Origin of the sequence: Catalinimonas locisalis (genome assembly GCF_038039535.1) — a bacterium.
Taxonomy (GTDB): domain Bacteria; phylum Bacteroidota; class Bacteroidia; order Cytophagales; family Cyclobacteriaceae; genus Catalinimonas.
The window spans coordinates 113,361-129,348 of record NZ_JBBPHP010000005.1 but is presented as its reverse complement, the minus strand read 5'-3'; the positions used below and the strand labels follow the sequence as shown (position 1 = coordinate 129,348).

At 42.2% G+C, this 15,988-nt stretch carries 15 protein-coding genes; 8 read left to right on the top strand and 7 right to left on the bottom strand.

Annotated elements, in window-relative coordinates; all coding sequences use genetic code 11:
• Positions 1-29 precede the first annotated feature (29 nt).
• The 3 genes from WJR50_RS09200 to WJR50_RS09190 all read left to right on the top strand — a co-directional run bounded on the left by WJR50_RS09200 (position 30) and on the right by WJR50_RS09190 (position 3,248).
• Positions 30-1,832 (top strand): ABC transporter ATP-binding protein, encoded by a 1,803-nt coding sequence (locus tag WJR50_RS09200; RefSeq protein WP_341292966.1) that lies wholly within the window; start codon positions 30-32, stop codon positions 1,830-1,832.
• 93 nt (positions 1,833-1,925) lie between these two features.
• On the top strand, positions 1,926-2,720 hold the full coding sequence (locus WJR50_RS09195; protein ID WP_341292965.1) for a 4Fe-4S dicluster domain-containing protein: 795 nt from the start codon (positions 1,926-1,928) through the stop codon (positions 2,718-2,720).
• Positions 2,721-2,723: 3 nt separating this feature from the next.
• Complete coding sequence (locus WJR50_RS09190; RefSeq protein WP_341292964.1) at positions 2,724-3,248, top strand: NADH-quinone oxidoreductase subunit J family protein; 525 nt, start codon at positions 2,724-2,726, stop codon at positions 3,246-3,248.
• Here the strand turns inward: WJR50_RS09190 and WJR50_RS09185 are convergent.
• Positions 3,245-6,073: a putative LPS assembly protein LptD gene (locus tag WJR50_RS09185; protein WP_341292963.1), complete on the bottom strand. Its 2,829-nt coding sequence runs from the start codon at positions 6,071-6,073 to the stop codon at positions 3,245-3,247. The two genes, WJR50_RS09190 and WJR50_RS09185, sit on opposite strands and share 4 nt — an antisense overlap.
• 76 nt (positions 6,074-6,149) lie before the next feature.
• On the opposite strand from WJR50_RS09185, the gene WJR50_RS09180 reads away from it, so the two are divergent.
• The 4 genes from WJR50_RS09180 to WJR50_RS09165 all read left to right on the top strand — a co-directional run bounded on the left by WJR50_RS09180 (position 6,150) and on the right by WJR50_RS09165 (position 9,484).
• Positions 6,150-6,935, top strand: a complete 786-nt coding sequence (locus tag WJR50_RS09180; protein WP_341292962.1) for an N-acetylmuramoyl-L-alanine amidase family protein — start codon at positions 6,150-6,152, stop codon at positions 6,933-6,935.
• A 95-nt stretch (positions 6,936-7,030) separates the two neighbouring features.
• Positions 7,031-7,954 carry an MlaD family protein gene (locus WJR50_RS09175; protein WP_341292961.1) on the top strand — a complete coding sequence of 308 codons (924 nt, stop codon included), beginning with the start codon at positions 7,031-7,033 and terminating at the stop codon, positions 7,952-7,954.
• Between the two features lie 52 nt (positions 7,955-8,006).
• Positions 8,007-8,864, top strand: a complete 858-nt coding sequence (locus WJR50_RS09170; RefSeq protein ID WP_341292960.1) for a transglutaminase-like domain-containing protein — start codon at positions 8,007-8,009, stop codon at positions 8,862-8,864.
• 230 nt (positions 8,865-9,094) lie between these two features.
• The gene (locus WJR50_RS09165) at positions 9,095-9,484 is read left to right on the top strand and encodes a hypothetical protein (RefSeq protein ID WP_341292959.1); all 390 of its coding nucleotides are present in this window, start codon (positions 9,095-9,097) and stop codon (positions 9,482-9,484) included.
• A gap of 32 nt (positions 9,485-9,516) precedes the next feature.
• Here the strand turns inward: WJR50_RS09165 and WJR50_RS09160 are convergent, their stop codons facing one another.
• The 4 genes from WJR50_RS09160 to pgi form a co-directional block, all read right to left on the bottom strand.
• A complete protein-coding gene (locus WJR50_RS09160; RefSeq protein ID WP_341292958.1) occupies positions 9,517-9,918 on the bottom strand; it encodes a hypothetical protein in 402 nt (133 codons plus the stop codon).
• Positions 9,915-10,673 carry a lipoyl(octanoyl) transferase LipB gene (gene lipB, locus WJR50_RS09155; RefSeq protein ID WP_341292957.1) on the bottom strand — a complete coding sequence of 253 codons (759 nt, stop codon included), beginning with the start codon at positions 10,671-10,673 and terminating at the stop codon, positions 9,915-9,917. The genes WJR50_RS09160 and lipB overlap by 4 nt, the downstream gene beginning before the upstream one ends.
• 1 nt (position 10,674) lies before the next feature.
• Positions 10,675-11,658 (bottom strand): type I phosphomannose isomerase catalytic subunit, encoded by a 984-nt coding sequence (locus tag WJR50_RS09150; protein WP_341292956.1) that lies wholly within the window; start codon positions 11,656-11,658, stop codon positions 10,675-10,677.
• A gap of 119 nt (positions 11,659-11,777) precedes the next feature.
• Complete coding sequence (gene pgi / locus WJR50_RS09145) at positions 11,778-13,430, bottom strand: glucose-6-phosphate isomerase (protein ID WP_341292955.1); 1,653 nt, start codon at positions 13,428-13,430, stop codon at positions 11,778-11,780.
• Between the two features lie 104 nt (positions 13,431-13,534).
• Between pgi and WJR50_RS09140 the strand changes: the two genes are divergently transcribed.
• On the top strand, positions 13,535-13,888 hold the full coding sequence (locus WJR50_RS09140; RefSeq protein WP_341292954.1) for a YraN family protein: 354 nt from the start codon (positions 13,535-13,537) through the stop codon (positions 13,886-13,888).
• A 9-nt stretch (positions 13,889-13,897) separates the two neighbouring features.
• Here the strand turns inward: WJR50_RS09140 and WJR50_RS09135 are convergent, their stop codons facing one another.
• Together WJR50_RS09135 and WJR50_RS09130 are read right to left on the bottom strand one after the other, a co-directional pair.
• On the bottom strand, positions 13,898-15,244 hold the full coding sequence (locus WJR50_RS09135) for a hypothetical protein (RefSeq protein ID WP_341292953.1): 1,347 nt from the start codon (positions 15,242-15,244) through the stop codon (positions 13,898-13,900).
• A gap of 252 nt (positions 15,245-15,496) precedes the next feature.
• The gene (locus tag WJR50_RS09130; protein ID WP_341292952.1) at positions 15,497-15,985 is read right to left on the bottom strand and encodes a cupin domain-containing protein; all 489 of its coding nucleotides are present in this window, start codon (positions 15,983-15,985) and stop codon (positions 15,497-15,499) included.
• Between the last annotated feature and the right edge of the window lie 3 nt (positions 15,986-15,988).

Below are 15,988 nucleotides of genomic sequence, written 5' to 3'. Positions count from 1 at the left end.
ATTTGTTGAGGAAACCGTTGTAACAAAAAGTGAAAGAACTCAGCTACTTAAATAAGTATCTGCTCAAGTATAAGTTAAGACTTTTACTGGGCTTACTCTTCATTATTATATCCAATGTATTTGCAATCATTCCTGCCCAGATTGTTAGAAGATCTATTAATCTTGTAGAGGAAAACATTGCACTGTTCAAGGTATATGAAGGGCTGGAACTACAGGATCTTATCTATGATATTTTTGCCGGCAGTATATTAGTATATGGTATTGCTATTCTGGTACTAGCCTTGCTCAAAGGTTTCTTTACTTTTCTTACCCGGCAAACCGTAATTGTTGTCTCCCGCTTCATTGAATTTGACCTGAAGAACGAAGTTTACGAGCACTATCAGTCATTACCTACCAGCTTCTACCGCAGAAATAATACGGGTGACCTGATGGCACGTATATCCGAGGACGTATCCAAAGTAAGGATGTACCTGGGGCCAGGAATCATGTACGGGCTTAACCTTTTTACGCTTTTCGCGATCTTAATTCCTTACATGTTTTCGGTCAATGTTCGCCTTACGCTTTATACATTGATTCCCTTGCCAATACTTTCTCTTAGTATTTATTACGTTAATAATATTATCAACCGCCGCTCGGAGGAGATACAACGCAGCCTTTCAGAATTGTCTACTTATGTGCAGGAAGCTTTCTCGGGAATTCGTGTGATCAAATCATTTGTGAGGGAAGAAGACTCGGCCAACACCTTTGTGGATGCCAGTAATGATTATAAAGATAAGTCAATCAAACTGGCTTTTGTAAATGCTCTTTTCATTCCTCTGATCGTAGCTTTGATTGGCTTAAGTTCTGTAATCACTGTTTTTATCGGCGGCGCAGAGGTGATCAAAGGAGCTATTTCTCCCGGAGTCATTGCTGAGTTTATCATTTATGTGAATATGCTTACCTGGCCGGTTACCTCCCTGGGCTGGATCACCAGCATTATTCAGCGTGCCGCAGCTTCGCAAAAGCGTATCAACGAATTTCTACATACCAAAAATGATATCCTGCCTGGTGAGGTAGAAAAAGAAATCAAAGGAGATGTAGCGCTTAAGAATGTCTCTTTTGTTTATCCCGATTCTGGCATAAAAGCTTTAAGAAATATTTCCTTTGATGTTAAAGCGGGCCAGTCTATTGCGATTGTAGGAACCACCGGCGCCGGTAAGAGCACAATAGCCAATGTAATACCCCGTATGTATGACATACAGGAAGGAACGATCACTATTGATGGTGTTAATATCAAAGATTATGATTTGCATACCCTTCGCAGCCAGATAGGTTATGTACCTCAGGATGTATTTCTTTTCTCTGATACCATATATAACAACATTACTTTCGGCTCAGTAGGTATTACTGAACAGCAGGTAGAAGAGGCCGCTTATAATGCAGACCTGAAAAATACCATTGAAGATTTTCCGGAAGGTTTCGGTACCAAGCTCGGAGAAAGGGGTATCACTCTCTCCGGTGGACAAAAGCAGAGAGTATCTATTGCCCGTGCAATTGCCCGCGACCCCAAAATCCTGGTGCTGGATGACTGTCTTTCTGCTGTGGATACCAAAACGGAGAACACTATTCTGACCAGTCTGAAAGATATCATGCGGGGCAGAACCACTATCATCATTTCTCACCGGGTATCATCTGCCAAGCTGGCGGATAAAATAGTAGTGTTGGACGATGGCGAAATTGTAGAAGAAGGCACCAACGAATCACTTCTCAGCCGAGATGGCTTTTATAAAAACCTGTATGATAAGCAAATGCAGGCCGATGAAGCGGAAAACAAGGCACGATCTCTCAGCTAATTTTGTATTAACCTACAACATGGCTAATATTGTCATTAGCTGTCGTTAAATCTTATTGAGAGCGTATTTTTAGAAGAAGTTGATCAGATTTGTATGCCACACCAAGGAGCAAATAATACATACTGGGGAAATATCAGGGAAGGCATCAGCTCTCTATTAGGGGGGCTGAAGTTATCATTTAAGCACTTAATAGATGCGCGAAAGCATCGTGAACCTATTGGGGTGGAAGATGCGCATTACTTTGAGCAGGATCATGGGATAGTTACCTTACAGTATCCGCATGAATCTATCCCGGTGCCTGACAATGGGCGCTATAAGCTCCATAACGAGATTGAGGACTGTATTGTCTGTGACAAATGTGCAAAGATCTGCCCGGTAAACTGCATTGAGATTGAGCCAATACGTGCGGTGGAAGAAATCGGCAAAACCTCTGATGGCTCTTCCAAGCGACTATACCCGGCTAAGTTTGATATTGATATGGGCAAGTGCTGCTTCTGCGGTCTGTGCACCACCGTATGCCCTACCGAATGCCTGACCATGACCAAAGACTACGATTTCAGCGAGTTTGATGTGGCTGACCATAATTTTGAATTCTCTAATATGACGCCTCTGGAAATACTGGAGAAGAAAAAAGAGCTGGAGGAATTTATGGAGCAGAAGGAAAAGGCTAAGGCTGAAGCGGCAGCAAAAAAAGCTGCACAGGGGGAAAGTTCTACTCCGGCTAAACCGAAACTCACTATTAAACCTAAGGCTAATTACAAGCCCAAAATTAAACCTAAGATCAAACCGAAAGGTCAGGAAAATGACCCGCAGGAGATAGCAAAAAAACTCATGGAAGAGAAGAGAAAGAACAAACCTAATGATGACCAGAGCCAATCTGGTGAATAATCTATGAGCCTAACACAGATTATATTTTATACTTTTGCAGCCCTGACAGTCATCAGTGCCCTGATGATTCTTTTTACCCGTAATGTACTCTACTCGGCCTTTTTGCTGATCGTTACTTTTCTGGGAGTGGCTGCAATTTATATTTTTGCCGGAGCTGATTTTCTGGCGATCACTCAGATTCTGGTGTACGTAGGCGGCATTCTTGTACTCATGATTTTCGGGGTAATGCTTACCAACAAAATCTCCGGCCAGGCCGTCATGACTGAGGGGCAACACCACTTTTGGGCAGCTTTAGTAGGGCTATCTCTTTTTGGACTGCTTACTTACACCATTTTGCAGGTCAATTTTGCTTCTCTGGGATGGATACAGAAAGCCAGCACTACCGGAGAACTGGTCCAGGAGTCTGCTATTCAACGCTTGGGAATACTGCTCATGTCAGACTTTGTTTTGCCTTTTGAATTGGCAGGTATTCTTTTGCTGATCGCTTTGATCGGCGCAGCTTTTATCGCTAAGCGGCAGCTGGACTAGAAGTCCTGCCAGGCCCTTCTTCTTTGCAGCTTCAGGTCACTGAGCATGGCTGACTTCACATTGATCTGCACATGGTAGGAGGTGAACCTTCCGAAAGGCACCCAGTTGAATTGAAAATCAAAGCAGCCCAGATCGCGGAACACATCAATACTGGTCTGGGTGATCTCCTGATTGACAAAGTCAAACCCTGAGTTGAACTGCACCTTCCATTTGGGAGCAATGCTCACATCACCGGAGAACATAACAGACTGCCTGACTTTATCATCCTCACCTTCAATCAGCTTTCGGCGAGGATCATTGGTATAGCTCAGGTTATAGCGTAGCCGTACGCTCCAGGGAATATCAAAATCCACATAATCGCTACGGTTGCGGTTGATATAATCCAACTCATCGGCGGTAACATCCGCTTCTTCCTCCTCTTCTTTTTTATCTTTTTCTTTCTGCTTGGGTTGAAAATTAGTGCTCAAAGCCAGACTTGCTCGGGTGATTGTTCCTAATTTTCTATCCCAATTTTCATCATCTGACGGAAGCCAGGCATATCTATCTACCCTTGTGAAATTCCTGTAAACTCTAAGGTTGCTTCCACTACCTACAGAATCAATAGGTTCAAAGTCATCAGTTACATAAGAGTAAGGATCCATTGACATAGAGGCATTGATACTGAGTTTATTATCAAACAGACGGGTACGTCCGGATACATTGAGCGGAGCCAGTTTGAAAGAGTCAGCGATTAGATTATAGCTGGTGCTCAAAGACAGGCTCTCAAAAATGGGAATCTTACGGGTAGCACTGGCGTCTTCAGTCGTATCTTTATCATTGCGCACTTTCATTTCCAGGTTATTGTTCAGCGATAAACCAAGAGAGCCACTCTTACCGGGAGAAGGGGCACCATAGATGAAGCCATCATAGATAGAAACTAACTTTAAGTTTCTATCGTAACCCGTATTAGGATCAATCAATACTTCATCATCCAACCTGACTTCTTGATAATAACCATATCTCGGATCTGAAAAATCAGGGCGATAGCTAAGACTCACCGAAGGAATAACCGTGTGGCGAATTGCCTGTATTTTCTCTCCTCCAATATTAAACAGACCGTAGAAACGAGTATTCACAGAAGTACTGGCATTCCAGGATGAAGCCCGGGAGAAACCAGGTACTTCATTGACAATTACCCTTCCGGGAATAGTTTCGTCATCATAATCGTACTCTTTCAGGTACCATACCTCTTCATAGTTGAATGAGGGGGATACGGTAAAGTAATTGAATACATTGAATGAAGTAGAGATCGGGATAGAATGTTCAAAGCCAGTTTCGGTACGGTCCAATATGGCCGAAAGGTTATCTCCATTAATCGCCAGCACGCTATCAGCCAGAGGATCACGATTGGCTATGATATCCGAAGGAATACCACTAGGCGGTCGTACAGCTTCGTTGGTAAACTGGTTACGTCCTGCCATTCTATACCCTACGTTCACCTTACTCAACCAGCTACTGCGAGAAGCCACCAGATTTTTGAAAGGGTAAATCCGGTTCATGTTCAACGATATCTCCGGCAGAATGACATTAAATACTTCGGTTACCAGATTCTGGTTGTGGCGGAAACTCATGGCCAGGTTAAATGGCGTACCGCGGAAAGCGGTTGAATAGGTTACCGCAGAGTTTAGTGTCGTCCTTAGGTTAGCATCCACATTGGTCGTAGGGTTATTCTGAATGTAAGAGCTGGTAGCTATGTTTACCGATGCAGAAAAGCGACTATTTCCTCTGGACTGCGGCGTATGCCGGAAGGTAAGGCGAAAATCATTAGCTTCCTCCGGGCTGGCTCCATCTGGATCAATAAGCTGACGATTAAATTGAAAATTTAGCCCTCCATTATAGGCATACCTTTTCCGGTAATCCGAGATCACAGAGAAACCATAACTCCCTTTGGAATAGATATCACCCAGAAGTGTCAGATTCACATAATCATTGATATCAAAGTAATAACCTCCATTCTTCAGAAAGAAGCCTCTTCTTCTTTCCTCTCCATAGGTAGGGATGATGATACCGGAATTTTGCCTTCTGGGCATAGGAAAGATCCCAAATGGTAACCCTAAAGGGGTGGGGATATCTGTAATCACCAGGTTAAATGGCCCTGCTACTACCAGTTCGCCAGGTACTACTTTCAGCTTTCTTGATCTTATGTACAGGTCGGGAGTCTCTCCCGGTTCACAATCGCAGGGAGTGTACCACCCCCTATTGATGAATACTTCGTCATTTTCGTTCTTTTTAACCTTTTCTCCATACACATACCCCTCTGCGTCCTGAGGGCGGGTTAACACTCCCGAGATATAGGCTTTGCGTGTTTTAAAATTGTAGCGAATCGTTTCGGTCTGGTACTCTTCCGGGCCATCGGTAAAGATGGGCTGCCCTACTACTTTTCCGGTAGAGTCTGGCATACCTTTGGCCGTGAGCATATTGTTCACCCAGTCAAGCTCTACATAGTCTGCAGCCAGTTTAATTTCACCATAATCAATCTCAGCATTGCCATAGAGATAGATTTTTCTATTGACTACGTCAAAAAATATGGAGTCTTCAGCATTATAATTGACGGTGGTTTGAATATCTCCCTCCACTTGGGAACTATCAATAGCCACTGTGGTTGTTGTATCCTTAACAGCCAGGCTATCATTAGGTATGGTATCTGTAGGAATAGTATCTAATACGGAAGGGGACAGTATACCAGTGGTATCTGACTCAAATGGTCTTTCGTCCTCCTGAGCATGTAAATCAGGAAAGAGAAGAAATAATAATGAAAGGCTACATACGTATTTTAAATAAGTCAACTGGTATTTCAGTTTTTAATAAAATGTATCAACTTTGTGCAAAGTTATTGTTTGTTTATCTAACAACCGTAGCTCAGTGAAAAATATTATCTTAATCAGTTGTTTTTCGCTCTTGCTGGTAGCTACTACTTTCAATACGGCAGGCGTCAAACAATACCGTGTCAAAAGAGTAGTCATTGATCCAGGACATGGCGGCAAAGATCAGGGAACACACGGTCTTATTTCTAATGAAAAAGATGTGGTACTCAATATTTCGCATCACCTCGGGCGTATCATCAAAGAGAATATGGACGATGTAGAAGTGATCTTTACTCGTAAAGATGACAGCTTTCCATCATTGGAAGAACGTGCTGAAATAGCCAACAAAAATGATGCAGATATTTTCATTTCCATACATGCCAATGCGATGCCATCCGGACATGAAAATGTTTATGGTACGGAAAGCTATGTGATGGGTGCTCACACCCGTGAAGGCAATCTGGAAGTGGCCAAGCGTGAGAACTCAGTAATCCTGATGGAAGAAAATTATGAGGAACGCTATGAAGGTTTTGATCCGCTTTCGCCAGAGTCTCACATACTTTTTTCACTTTATCAGGGGGCATACCTAAACAATAGTCTCCGCTTAGCAGATAAAATAGAGAGACAATTTGAAGAACGGGTAGGTCGTCGTAGTAGGGGAGTAAAACAAGCTGGTTTTTGGGTGTTATGGCGTACTTCTATGCCAAGCGTATTGGTTGAAGTGGGATACTTAACCAATCCAAAGGAAGAGAAATACCTGAATGACAAGCTTGGACAAATTTACATTGCCTCAGGTATTTATCGCGCGATTAGAGATTATAAGGAAGAAATAGAATCCCTTTAAGGAATATCCCGTTATTTATGATTGTGGCCTGCTGATTTACAACAGGCTGGTTGCAAATTGCGACCCTAGATTAATACAAACCAACATTTTTTTTAGTGAAAATTTCTAAAGAAGTTAAAGTAGGCACCCTAGCAGTAATAGCAGGAGCAATACTCTATTTTGGAATCCGATTTTTAAAAGGGACTGAAGTATTATCTACCAATGATACTTATTATGTAGTGTATGAAGATATAGATGGGCTTACCTCCTCTAATCCCGTACTAATCAATGGATTACCGGTAGGCTATGTAGATAAAATAGACCTGCTACAGCAGAGAGGAAATAAGCTGCTGGTTACGCTTAAGCTTGATGAAAAAGTAATTATAGGTAGCGCAGCTACTGCTATCTTAACCACCAGCGACCTTTTAGGAGGGAAAGCCATTATTCTGGAACCGGGAGATATCAATAAGCCTTTACAGGAGGGAGACACCCTGCTTGCGGAGAAAGAGGTAGGCATAGCTGAGTTGGTACAAGCTAAAACATTACCTATCGTTGACCAGCTAGACTCAACCATTACCAAGCTTAATTTTATTCTTTCAGCATTTGCACGGGATACAAGCAGCGTAACCAACGCATTGGAAAATGTAGAGGGAATTACTTTTGAAGCTGAATCCTTAATATCCGAAAATCGTCGTAACCTGGGAACTATCGTTACAAACTTAAGTATACTCTCAGAAACGCTAACTAATGAAGAAAAGGGGATAGCTCCTCTTATGACTAAACTCAATAACCTGGCTGATTCGCTTAACCAGATTGAGATACAATCTACCGTGCAAAAGCTAGATCAGACATTGGCCAATCTGCAGTCTATTACCCAAAAAATTCAGCAAAAAGAAGGGACTATGGGTAAGCTTGTCAACGATGATTCACTGTACGTAAGTCTCAACCAAACAGTAGCTGACCTGGATAGCTTATTGGTAGACCTGAAAGAAAACCCTAAGCGTTATGTCAGATTCTCCATATTTGGAGGTAAAGATTAGACTAATTAACACAACAAAAAAAACATAAGAAGAGGAAGGCACACTTATACCTATGGATAATAAAGAGCTTAAAGCACTTGTCTCATTACTTGACGATGAAGACCAGGAAGTATTGGGACATGTAGAGGAGAAAATTATTTCTTTTGGGGATATTATCATTCCCTTTCTGGAAGAAGAGTGGGAGAACAGTTTTAATCCCAATGTACAAAAGCGCATTGAGGATATTATCCATACCCTTCAGTTTGAAGCCCTTAAAAAAAGACTGGAAGAATGGTTCAACTCTGAAGAACAGGATATGCTGGAAGGTATGTGGATTATTGCCACCTACCAATATCCTGACCTCACGCTGGAGGATTTGAAAAAACAGCTAGAACAAATTTACTATGAAGCATGGCTGGAATTTAAGACTGATGTTCATCCTTTTGACCGGGTCAAAATTCTCAATAGTGTGCTTTTTGGTAAGCTGAAATTCAGCGCAAATACTAAAAATTTTCACGCTCCGGCTAATTCTATGATTAACACTGTGCTGGAAACCAAGAAAGGAAACCCTATTTCTCTCTGTGTTATTTATATGCTGGTGGCCCAAAGGCTTAAGCTTCCGGTTTATGGCGTAAATTTACCGAGCTTGTTTATTCTTACTTATAAGTCTCAGGAAACACAGTTTTATATCAATGCCTTCAATCGTGGACTAATCTTTAGCAAAAATGATATTGATAATTATATAGCCCAGTTAAAGCTCCAACCTATTGATATTTTTTATCAGCCCTGTAGTAATCTTGACATTGTACGCCGTATGTTTCGTAACCTGATCGTCTCTTTTGAGAAGCTGGGGGACTATGACAAAGCAGAGGAAATAAAAATTCTTCTGGATATTATTTTTTCGGAAAATGACCCTGGTTTAAGCATTTAAAGTATGTCTCTAAACAAGTAAACTAATTTTTGTGCTCTCTTTTTTGTGTCCCTGACAAAGCCAATAGGGATTTCTCCTTGAAAAACACCTTAAATACCGGGTGAAAATACCGTTTGTTCGGAGGTATAGAAAAAAAACCACATATTATCACTATTTTATCTGTCAATATGAATACTTGAAGCAATCTAAGCTAAGGTATTAAAATAAGATGTGCGATAAACATTTGAATAATGAAAAAGGTAACTCCCTATTTTTTTGCGCTTCTGCTCATAATCGTTTCATTTTATTATACAAAAGATGGCGCTAACGCTCCTTTCCGTCCTGAATATTCCAATACTCTCACGGACCAATATAACGTATCTCTTCCACTGCAAGAAAGCAAAGAAAGCCTGGAAGATGGTAGCCTCCACAGAAAGGGAATTTTACAGGATGTAAAAAATATTTTTGTCTATTGGAATTTATCCTGGTATGAGATACAGTACATTAACAATGTGAATAAACAAGCCGTGGAGGAATATAAGCTGGCAAAAACACAGGAAGAGCGCAACCTAATCTTACAAAAACACCCGCACTATTTTACCAAAATTGGGAGACCCTTGCTTAGTACCTGTTCTCGCTAACGCTAACATTCAAATTAGTAGATCTCAAAAGCTTAAGCGTGTAAAACACCTTCCATCTGTACCGCTTCTATGAAGGTAAAGTGGTCATCATGCATACTCTCTGGCATAAAGAGAAATTTCTTATCGTACATCTCTCCATCAATATAATAACTCACCCAAAACTGGTTAACCAGCCTGAATAAATCGGGCATAATGGTTTCTACTTTAAAAGAAGTTTCTGGCTCCACTTTTTCTACAAAATGGCGTAGAGTAGAAGTCTTGGTTTCTTTGCCTCTACTGTACCCATCTGAATTGATCAAAACATTTTCTAAGGCTACTTGATTGTCATTGATCAGGTACACAATATACTCATACTTTTTGGTCTCTTGATTTCTTTGGCGTGTGATTGCCATCGCCACACCTTTTACCCTAGGAAAATCTATGTCTTTTTTCATATCTCTAATTTTGTGGCTGAGAACTTTTGTACTTTATCCTTCAGAAGTTCCATCTCAAACAGGCTTCCCAAATGCGCTCTCAACTTTTCTTCTACTTCCTGTATATTCTGCCGACTACCCAATTCCTTCTCCAGAGAAGTCACTGCTTTACCTTTAATGCCACAGGGCACGATGTACTCAAAATACTGTAAGTCACTGTTAACATTAAATGCCAGGCCATGCATAGTTACCCAGCGGCTTGATTTTACACCCATAGCACAAATCTTACGAGGGTTCTTCTGCTCAATATGGTCCAGCCATACGCCAGTCAGCCCTTCAATGCGACCTGCCTCCAATCCATAATCGGCCAATGTGAGAATTACGGCTTCTTCCAGAAAACGCAGATAGCGATGGATATCTGTAAAAAAATTATCCAGGTCCAGAATGGGATAGACCACGATTTGGCCTGGCCCATGATAAGTAATGTCACCTCCCCGGTTGATTTTATAAAACTTTGCCTGTTTCTCGGCTAGAGCCTGCTCATCTAACAGTAAGTGCTCTAAATCTCCACTCTTCCCCAAGGTATATACATGCGGGTGCTGGCAGAAAAGCAAATAGTTAGGTGTGATCTGCTGCTCGGCTTCAGCTAGCTTGCGATTTTCTATCTTAAGTTGGATCGTATCTGCAAAAAGCTTTTCCTGATAATCCCAGGCCTCCTGATAATCTACCAGTCCCAGATGCTGAAATATAACCTCTTTGTTTTGAATTGCATTCATGCTATTGCGGCACATAAGACTCCAGCATCTTGAATTTTGAGCTGGTTGTCAGTTTTGTATGCTGTATGCTGGCAGGAATCAGATAAGAATCTCCCTTTTGCATCGGATAACCTTTACCATCGGCAATGATCTCCGCTTCACCTTCCATGCATACGTATATTACAAAAGAATCCAGCCCCTGATAGTTCCTTTCAATCGCCCGATTTGCCTCTATACGATTGGTCTCAAAATATTGACAGGAAGCTAATTTCACAGCTTCGTTTAGTTTAGGCTCATATTTGGTTTTATAAGCTTCATAATGCCGATAATCTATGGCATCCAGCGCTTCATCTACATGCAGTTCACGCTTATTACCTTGAGCATCCGTACGGTCAAAGTCATAGATACGGTAGGTGATGTCAGAAGTCTGCTGAATCTCCGCCAGCAATAAGCCTTTGCCAATGGTATGCACTCTTCCGGCAGGGAGGAAGAAAACATCGTCTGCTTTCACTGGCTCCTGATTCAGGATTTCAGTCAGCTTACCGGAATTAAAGGCTTCCAAATACTTCTCCTTACTCATGGGCTGATTAAATCCACTGATCAGTTTGGAACCTTCATCGGCCTGAAAGATGTACCACATCTCTGTTTTCCCGAATGAGTTATGACGCTTCTTCGCCAATGCATCATCGGGATGTACCTGTATAGAAAGGTCATCGTTGGCATCAATAAACTTGACGAGGAGCGGAAATTCATCCTGAAATTTGCCATATACTCTTTCTCCCACCAATTCGCCCTGATACTGCTGAATCAGTTCTTTGAGGTTTTTGCCTGCCAGCGCGCCTTCAGCTACTTCTGAGATGTTGCCTTCCACACCGGAAATTTCCCAGGTCTCCCCACAGTTGGGTAGCGGGCTAAAATCTTTGCCTAGAATGGTTTTAATCTTTTCGCCTCCCCATATCTTATCTTTAAAAATGGTTCGGAATTTCAGCGGATACAGTTCTGACATCTTTTTTATGGTGTTATGGTGCAATAGTGTTATCGTGTTAAGGTGTTTGAATGTTGTGGTTTTTAGTATATATAGTTCATCCAACTATAACACCCTAACACCAAGAACTATAACACCATCTACCTTCTCATCTCTTTATAAGCATTAATCAGTCCATTCGTAGAGGCATCGTGGCTGCTTACTTTGTTCTCCCCTTCCAGTTCGGGCAGGATGTTTTTGGCCAGTTGCTTGCCTAACTCAACGCCCCATTGGTCAAAGCTAAAAATGTTCCAGATTACGCCCTGCACGAAGATTTTATGTTCGTACATCGCAATGAGCGTACCTAAAGTGCGAGGGGTAAGCTTTTTGAATAAAATAGAATTGGTAGGCCGATTCCCTTCAAATACTTTATAAGGCGCCAGCTTCTCTATCTCTTCCTTACTCACCCCCTGTTTTTCCAGTTCCGCCTTCACCTCTTCTGCTGTTTTTCCATTCATCAAAGCTTCGGGCTGGGCAAAGAAGTTGGCCAGTAGTTTTTCATGATGATCACTTACCGGATTCAGCGTCTGCGCCGGAGCCAGAAAATCGCAGGGTATTAACTTTGTACCCTGGTGGATCAGCTGGTAAAAGGCATGCTGCCCGTTGGTGCCCGGCTCTCCCCAGATGACAGGTCCGGTCTGATAATCCACTGGCTGGCCGTTGCGATCTACATATTTGCCATTGCTTTCCATATTACCCTGCTGGAAATAAGCGGGGAAGCGGTGCATGTATTGATCATACGGCAGTATGGCTTCTGACTCGGCACCAAAGAAATTGTTGTACCAGATCCCGATCAAGGCCAGAATAACCGGAATATTTTCTTCAAATGAAGCTTGCTGAAAATGCTGATCCATGGCATGGGCACCCGCCAGCAGTTCTTCAAAACGGTCAAAACCAATAGTGCAGGCGATGGGCATACCGATAGCGGACCAGAGGGAATAACGACCGCCTACCCAATCCCAGAAGCCAAACATATTGTCGGCATCAATGCCGAAGTCTTCCACTTTTTCTTTATTGGTAGACAGGGCGATAAAATGCTTCTTCACCGCATTTTGATTTCCTCCTTCCTTCAAAAACCAGGCCTTGGCCGAATCGGCATTGGTCATGGTTTCCTGCGTGGTGAAAGTTTTGGAGGCAATAATGAACAGTGTGGTTTCCGGATTGAGTGCTTTCAAAGTCTCTGCGATGTGCGTACCATCTACATTGGAGACAAAATGGGCTTTGATATTGGGTAACTGATAATGCTTCAAGGCTTCGGTCACCATCACCGGACCGAGATCGGATCCTCCGATACCGATGTTGACGATATCGGTAATGGCTTTTCCGCTGTAGCCTTTCCAGCTTCCGCTGATCAGTTGCTCGCTGAACTGTTTCATCCTTTGCAATACTTCATTCACCTCCGGCATCACATCCTGCCCGTCTACCTTCACCGATTTACCCGACTGATTACGCAAAGCCGTATGCAGTACAGCCCTATCCTCTGTCTGATTGATATGCTCACCACTGAACATAGCCGTGATGGCCTCTTTCAGCTTGCTTTCTTTTGCCAGATCCAGCAGGAGATCTAATGTCTCCTGGGTAATGCGGTTTTTGGAATAGTCCAGCAGTATGTCTTCAAATTGAGTGGAAAAATGTTGGAAGCGATCAGGATTATCTTTGAACAGTTGTTTCATATGCACATCTTTCATCTGCTGATGATGTGTGCTTAGCTTCTTCCATGCTTGCGTTTGTGTAGGATTGACGTTGGGTAGCATATCAAAAAATTTTAATTTGTGATAATGTAATGGCAAAATAGAAAATGAATTCAAACTTTGGGAATAAGTACTTCATTTTGCGATGAACAATCTCCAGGAAACGGATGAAAACACCAGCACAATATACAGGGCAATCGGGAGAGGACCTTGCCGCACAATTTCTTGAAGAAAAAGGTTATGAAATTATCAACCGCAATTATCGCTACCGCAGGGCTGAGGTAGACCTGATTGCCCGTAAAGCACAACTACTGGTGTTTGTAGAAGTCAAAACGAGAAGAGGTACTGCATTTGGTAATCCTGAAGACTTTGTAGATAACAAAAAAACAGCCTTGGTAATTGAAGCAGCAGATCATTATATCCACCAGCATAACTGGCAGGGGAATATCCGCTTTGATATCATTGCCATACTCACCAGTCCCAAAATTGATATTCAGCACCTGCAGGACGCCTTTTTCTGATCGCAGCTCCTAGTACTCATCTTCTGCGGGCATCCTCTTGCTCAGCGCCGCCTTTTTATTGAATAAGAGAAACTGGCAGCCTACCCCATAGTTGAAGGTGTTATAGCTTACTTCTATGTTATCCATATCATGTGCTTCCTGAATGAAGCCATCTTTCAGGTCAAAGCCATTTTTGGTATAGCCTATATCCAATACTACCAGTACTTTCTCGCTCATCGGAAGCTTCACTTTAGCACCAAACTGCTGTCCTATTCGGTTGATAAACGCTTCATTAAACACATACTCATCACTAATCTCATTGGCATAACCCGAGAAAGTTTCTTTCTGCAGATGATTGTACTTGAAGAGATGAAAGTAAGGAGAAAGATAAGAGTTCCGAATCAGGCGGATGTCATACTCCGCAAATACCCCGTACATGAAGCGAACACGCGACCAGTTACCGATATTATAATGTGTAACCTGCTCAGGAGGTCTCTCGGAATCAGAATAGTCAATTAGGTACTGCTCTTCTCTTCCCAATTGATTGGCATCCAACGCGAGGTTGACCCCTACATTCAGGTTACGAAAAGCATAGGATAAACTGGCAGAAAACCTGGAGACGGCATCTATGGCTGCGGAGTACTTTTTATTTTGATTATCGGGAGTATCGTAGGCAAAGTACATATCTCCACTACCGGTAGTAAAGGCCACCTGCAGATTCAGTCTTGAATTCATACTTAACAAAGGTACCTGGTACTTGGGCGCTGCCTTTTGCTTCTTTTCTTGCTTAGCAGGCTCTACCAGATAAATATCCAAACCCTTAAGGTATTCTTTCTCCATGCCCAGATCAAAAATAATGTACTCCCAGCTTTTCTCACTGCCTTCGGGCTGTATGCTTACTTCACTGAATTTCTCCTTTTCGTTGAAAACTATAAAGTCTCCATCGTCTGTGAAATCAAAATTGTGGTTAGCATCTACAAAATACGCTAGGCGATCTCGTAAATTACCTATAACCACAGCACTTACAATTCGCCCTCCTTCCTGATTAGGTACACCCACCATCATCACCAGGGTATCAGGCATAGCAGTCATATTGGGAAGCTTGAGCTGATAACTCTCGCTTTGAAAAGGGGCTGCCCCCATCAGATTGCGGTTGAGGAGAGAAGCGTTGATCGAATTATTACGGTAGCGAAAGATAGCATTGGGCAATTCGCTCATGCTTTTAACCTCTGCTTCCTGATTTTCAGGCATGAGCTTGTATTTATTATACTCATACAAATCTACCTGCTGCGGCCTTATAATAGGAAAGGTAGTCTGGGCATAAGAAATTGAAAAACAAATATTTAAAAGCCCTAAACACAGTAAAAGTTTCTTCATCAATCAGAATTTATATTGAGCCATAGCACGGAGCATCTTCAAAAATACATTTATGTTGGCAATTATGAAACGAACACAAATGTATCTGATGATAATTCACAATAAAATAACAGTAAACAAAAGCGTAAATACTTATAAAATTGGTTTACTTCCTCTTTTAAGAAACAAAATAAGGGCTAATGGTTGGATTGTTACCTCAATCTTTTCAGGTAGTTCCGGTAAAAGTTTAGAAACTGGCTAACTCTGAAGTAATTATTCGGGATAAGTAAGCTCAGTTATGACTTGCGTATGTTGGGGAAACTGCTCAACCAGAGCACTACGATTAGCCATTTCAAAATCCTGAAAGTCAAAGCCGGGAGCAACGGTACACCCCAGCAGGCCATAAGCAGTGGTATCAGCCATGCGGGAAGCAAACCATAAACCTCCGGGCACTACCAGCTGAAATGTTTCTCCCTGATCAGGTTTATTCCCCAGGCGATGTATTTTAAGCTCTCCGTTCTTTTGCAGCACTAATACTTCTATTGAGCTACCTGCATAAAAATGCCACATTTCGTCGGAGCGGATACGATGAAATGCGGAAAACTTGTCTTCCAGTAAGAGGAAATAAATGCCCGTACTGTATGGCCGATCCAGTTCTTTGATTTTTCCTTCCGAGCGATAGGTTTCTGCATAAAACCCTCCCTCGGGATGGGGCTGCATATGAAGGTGATCTATCCAGTATTGGGGGGATTTGTCAGACATGTA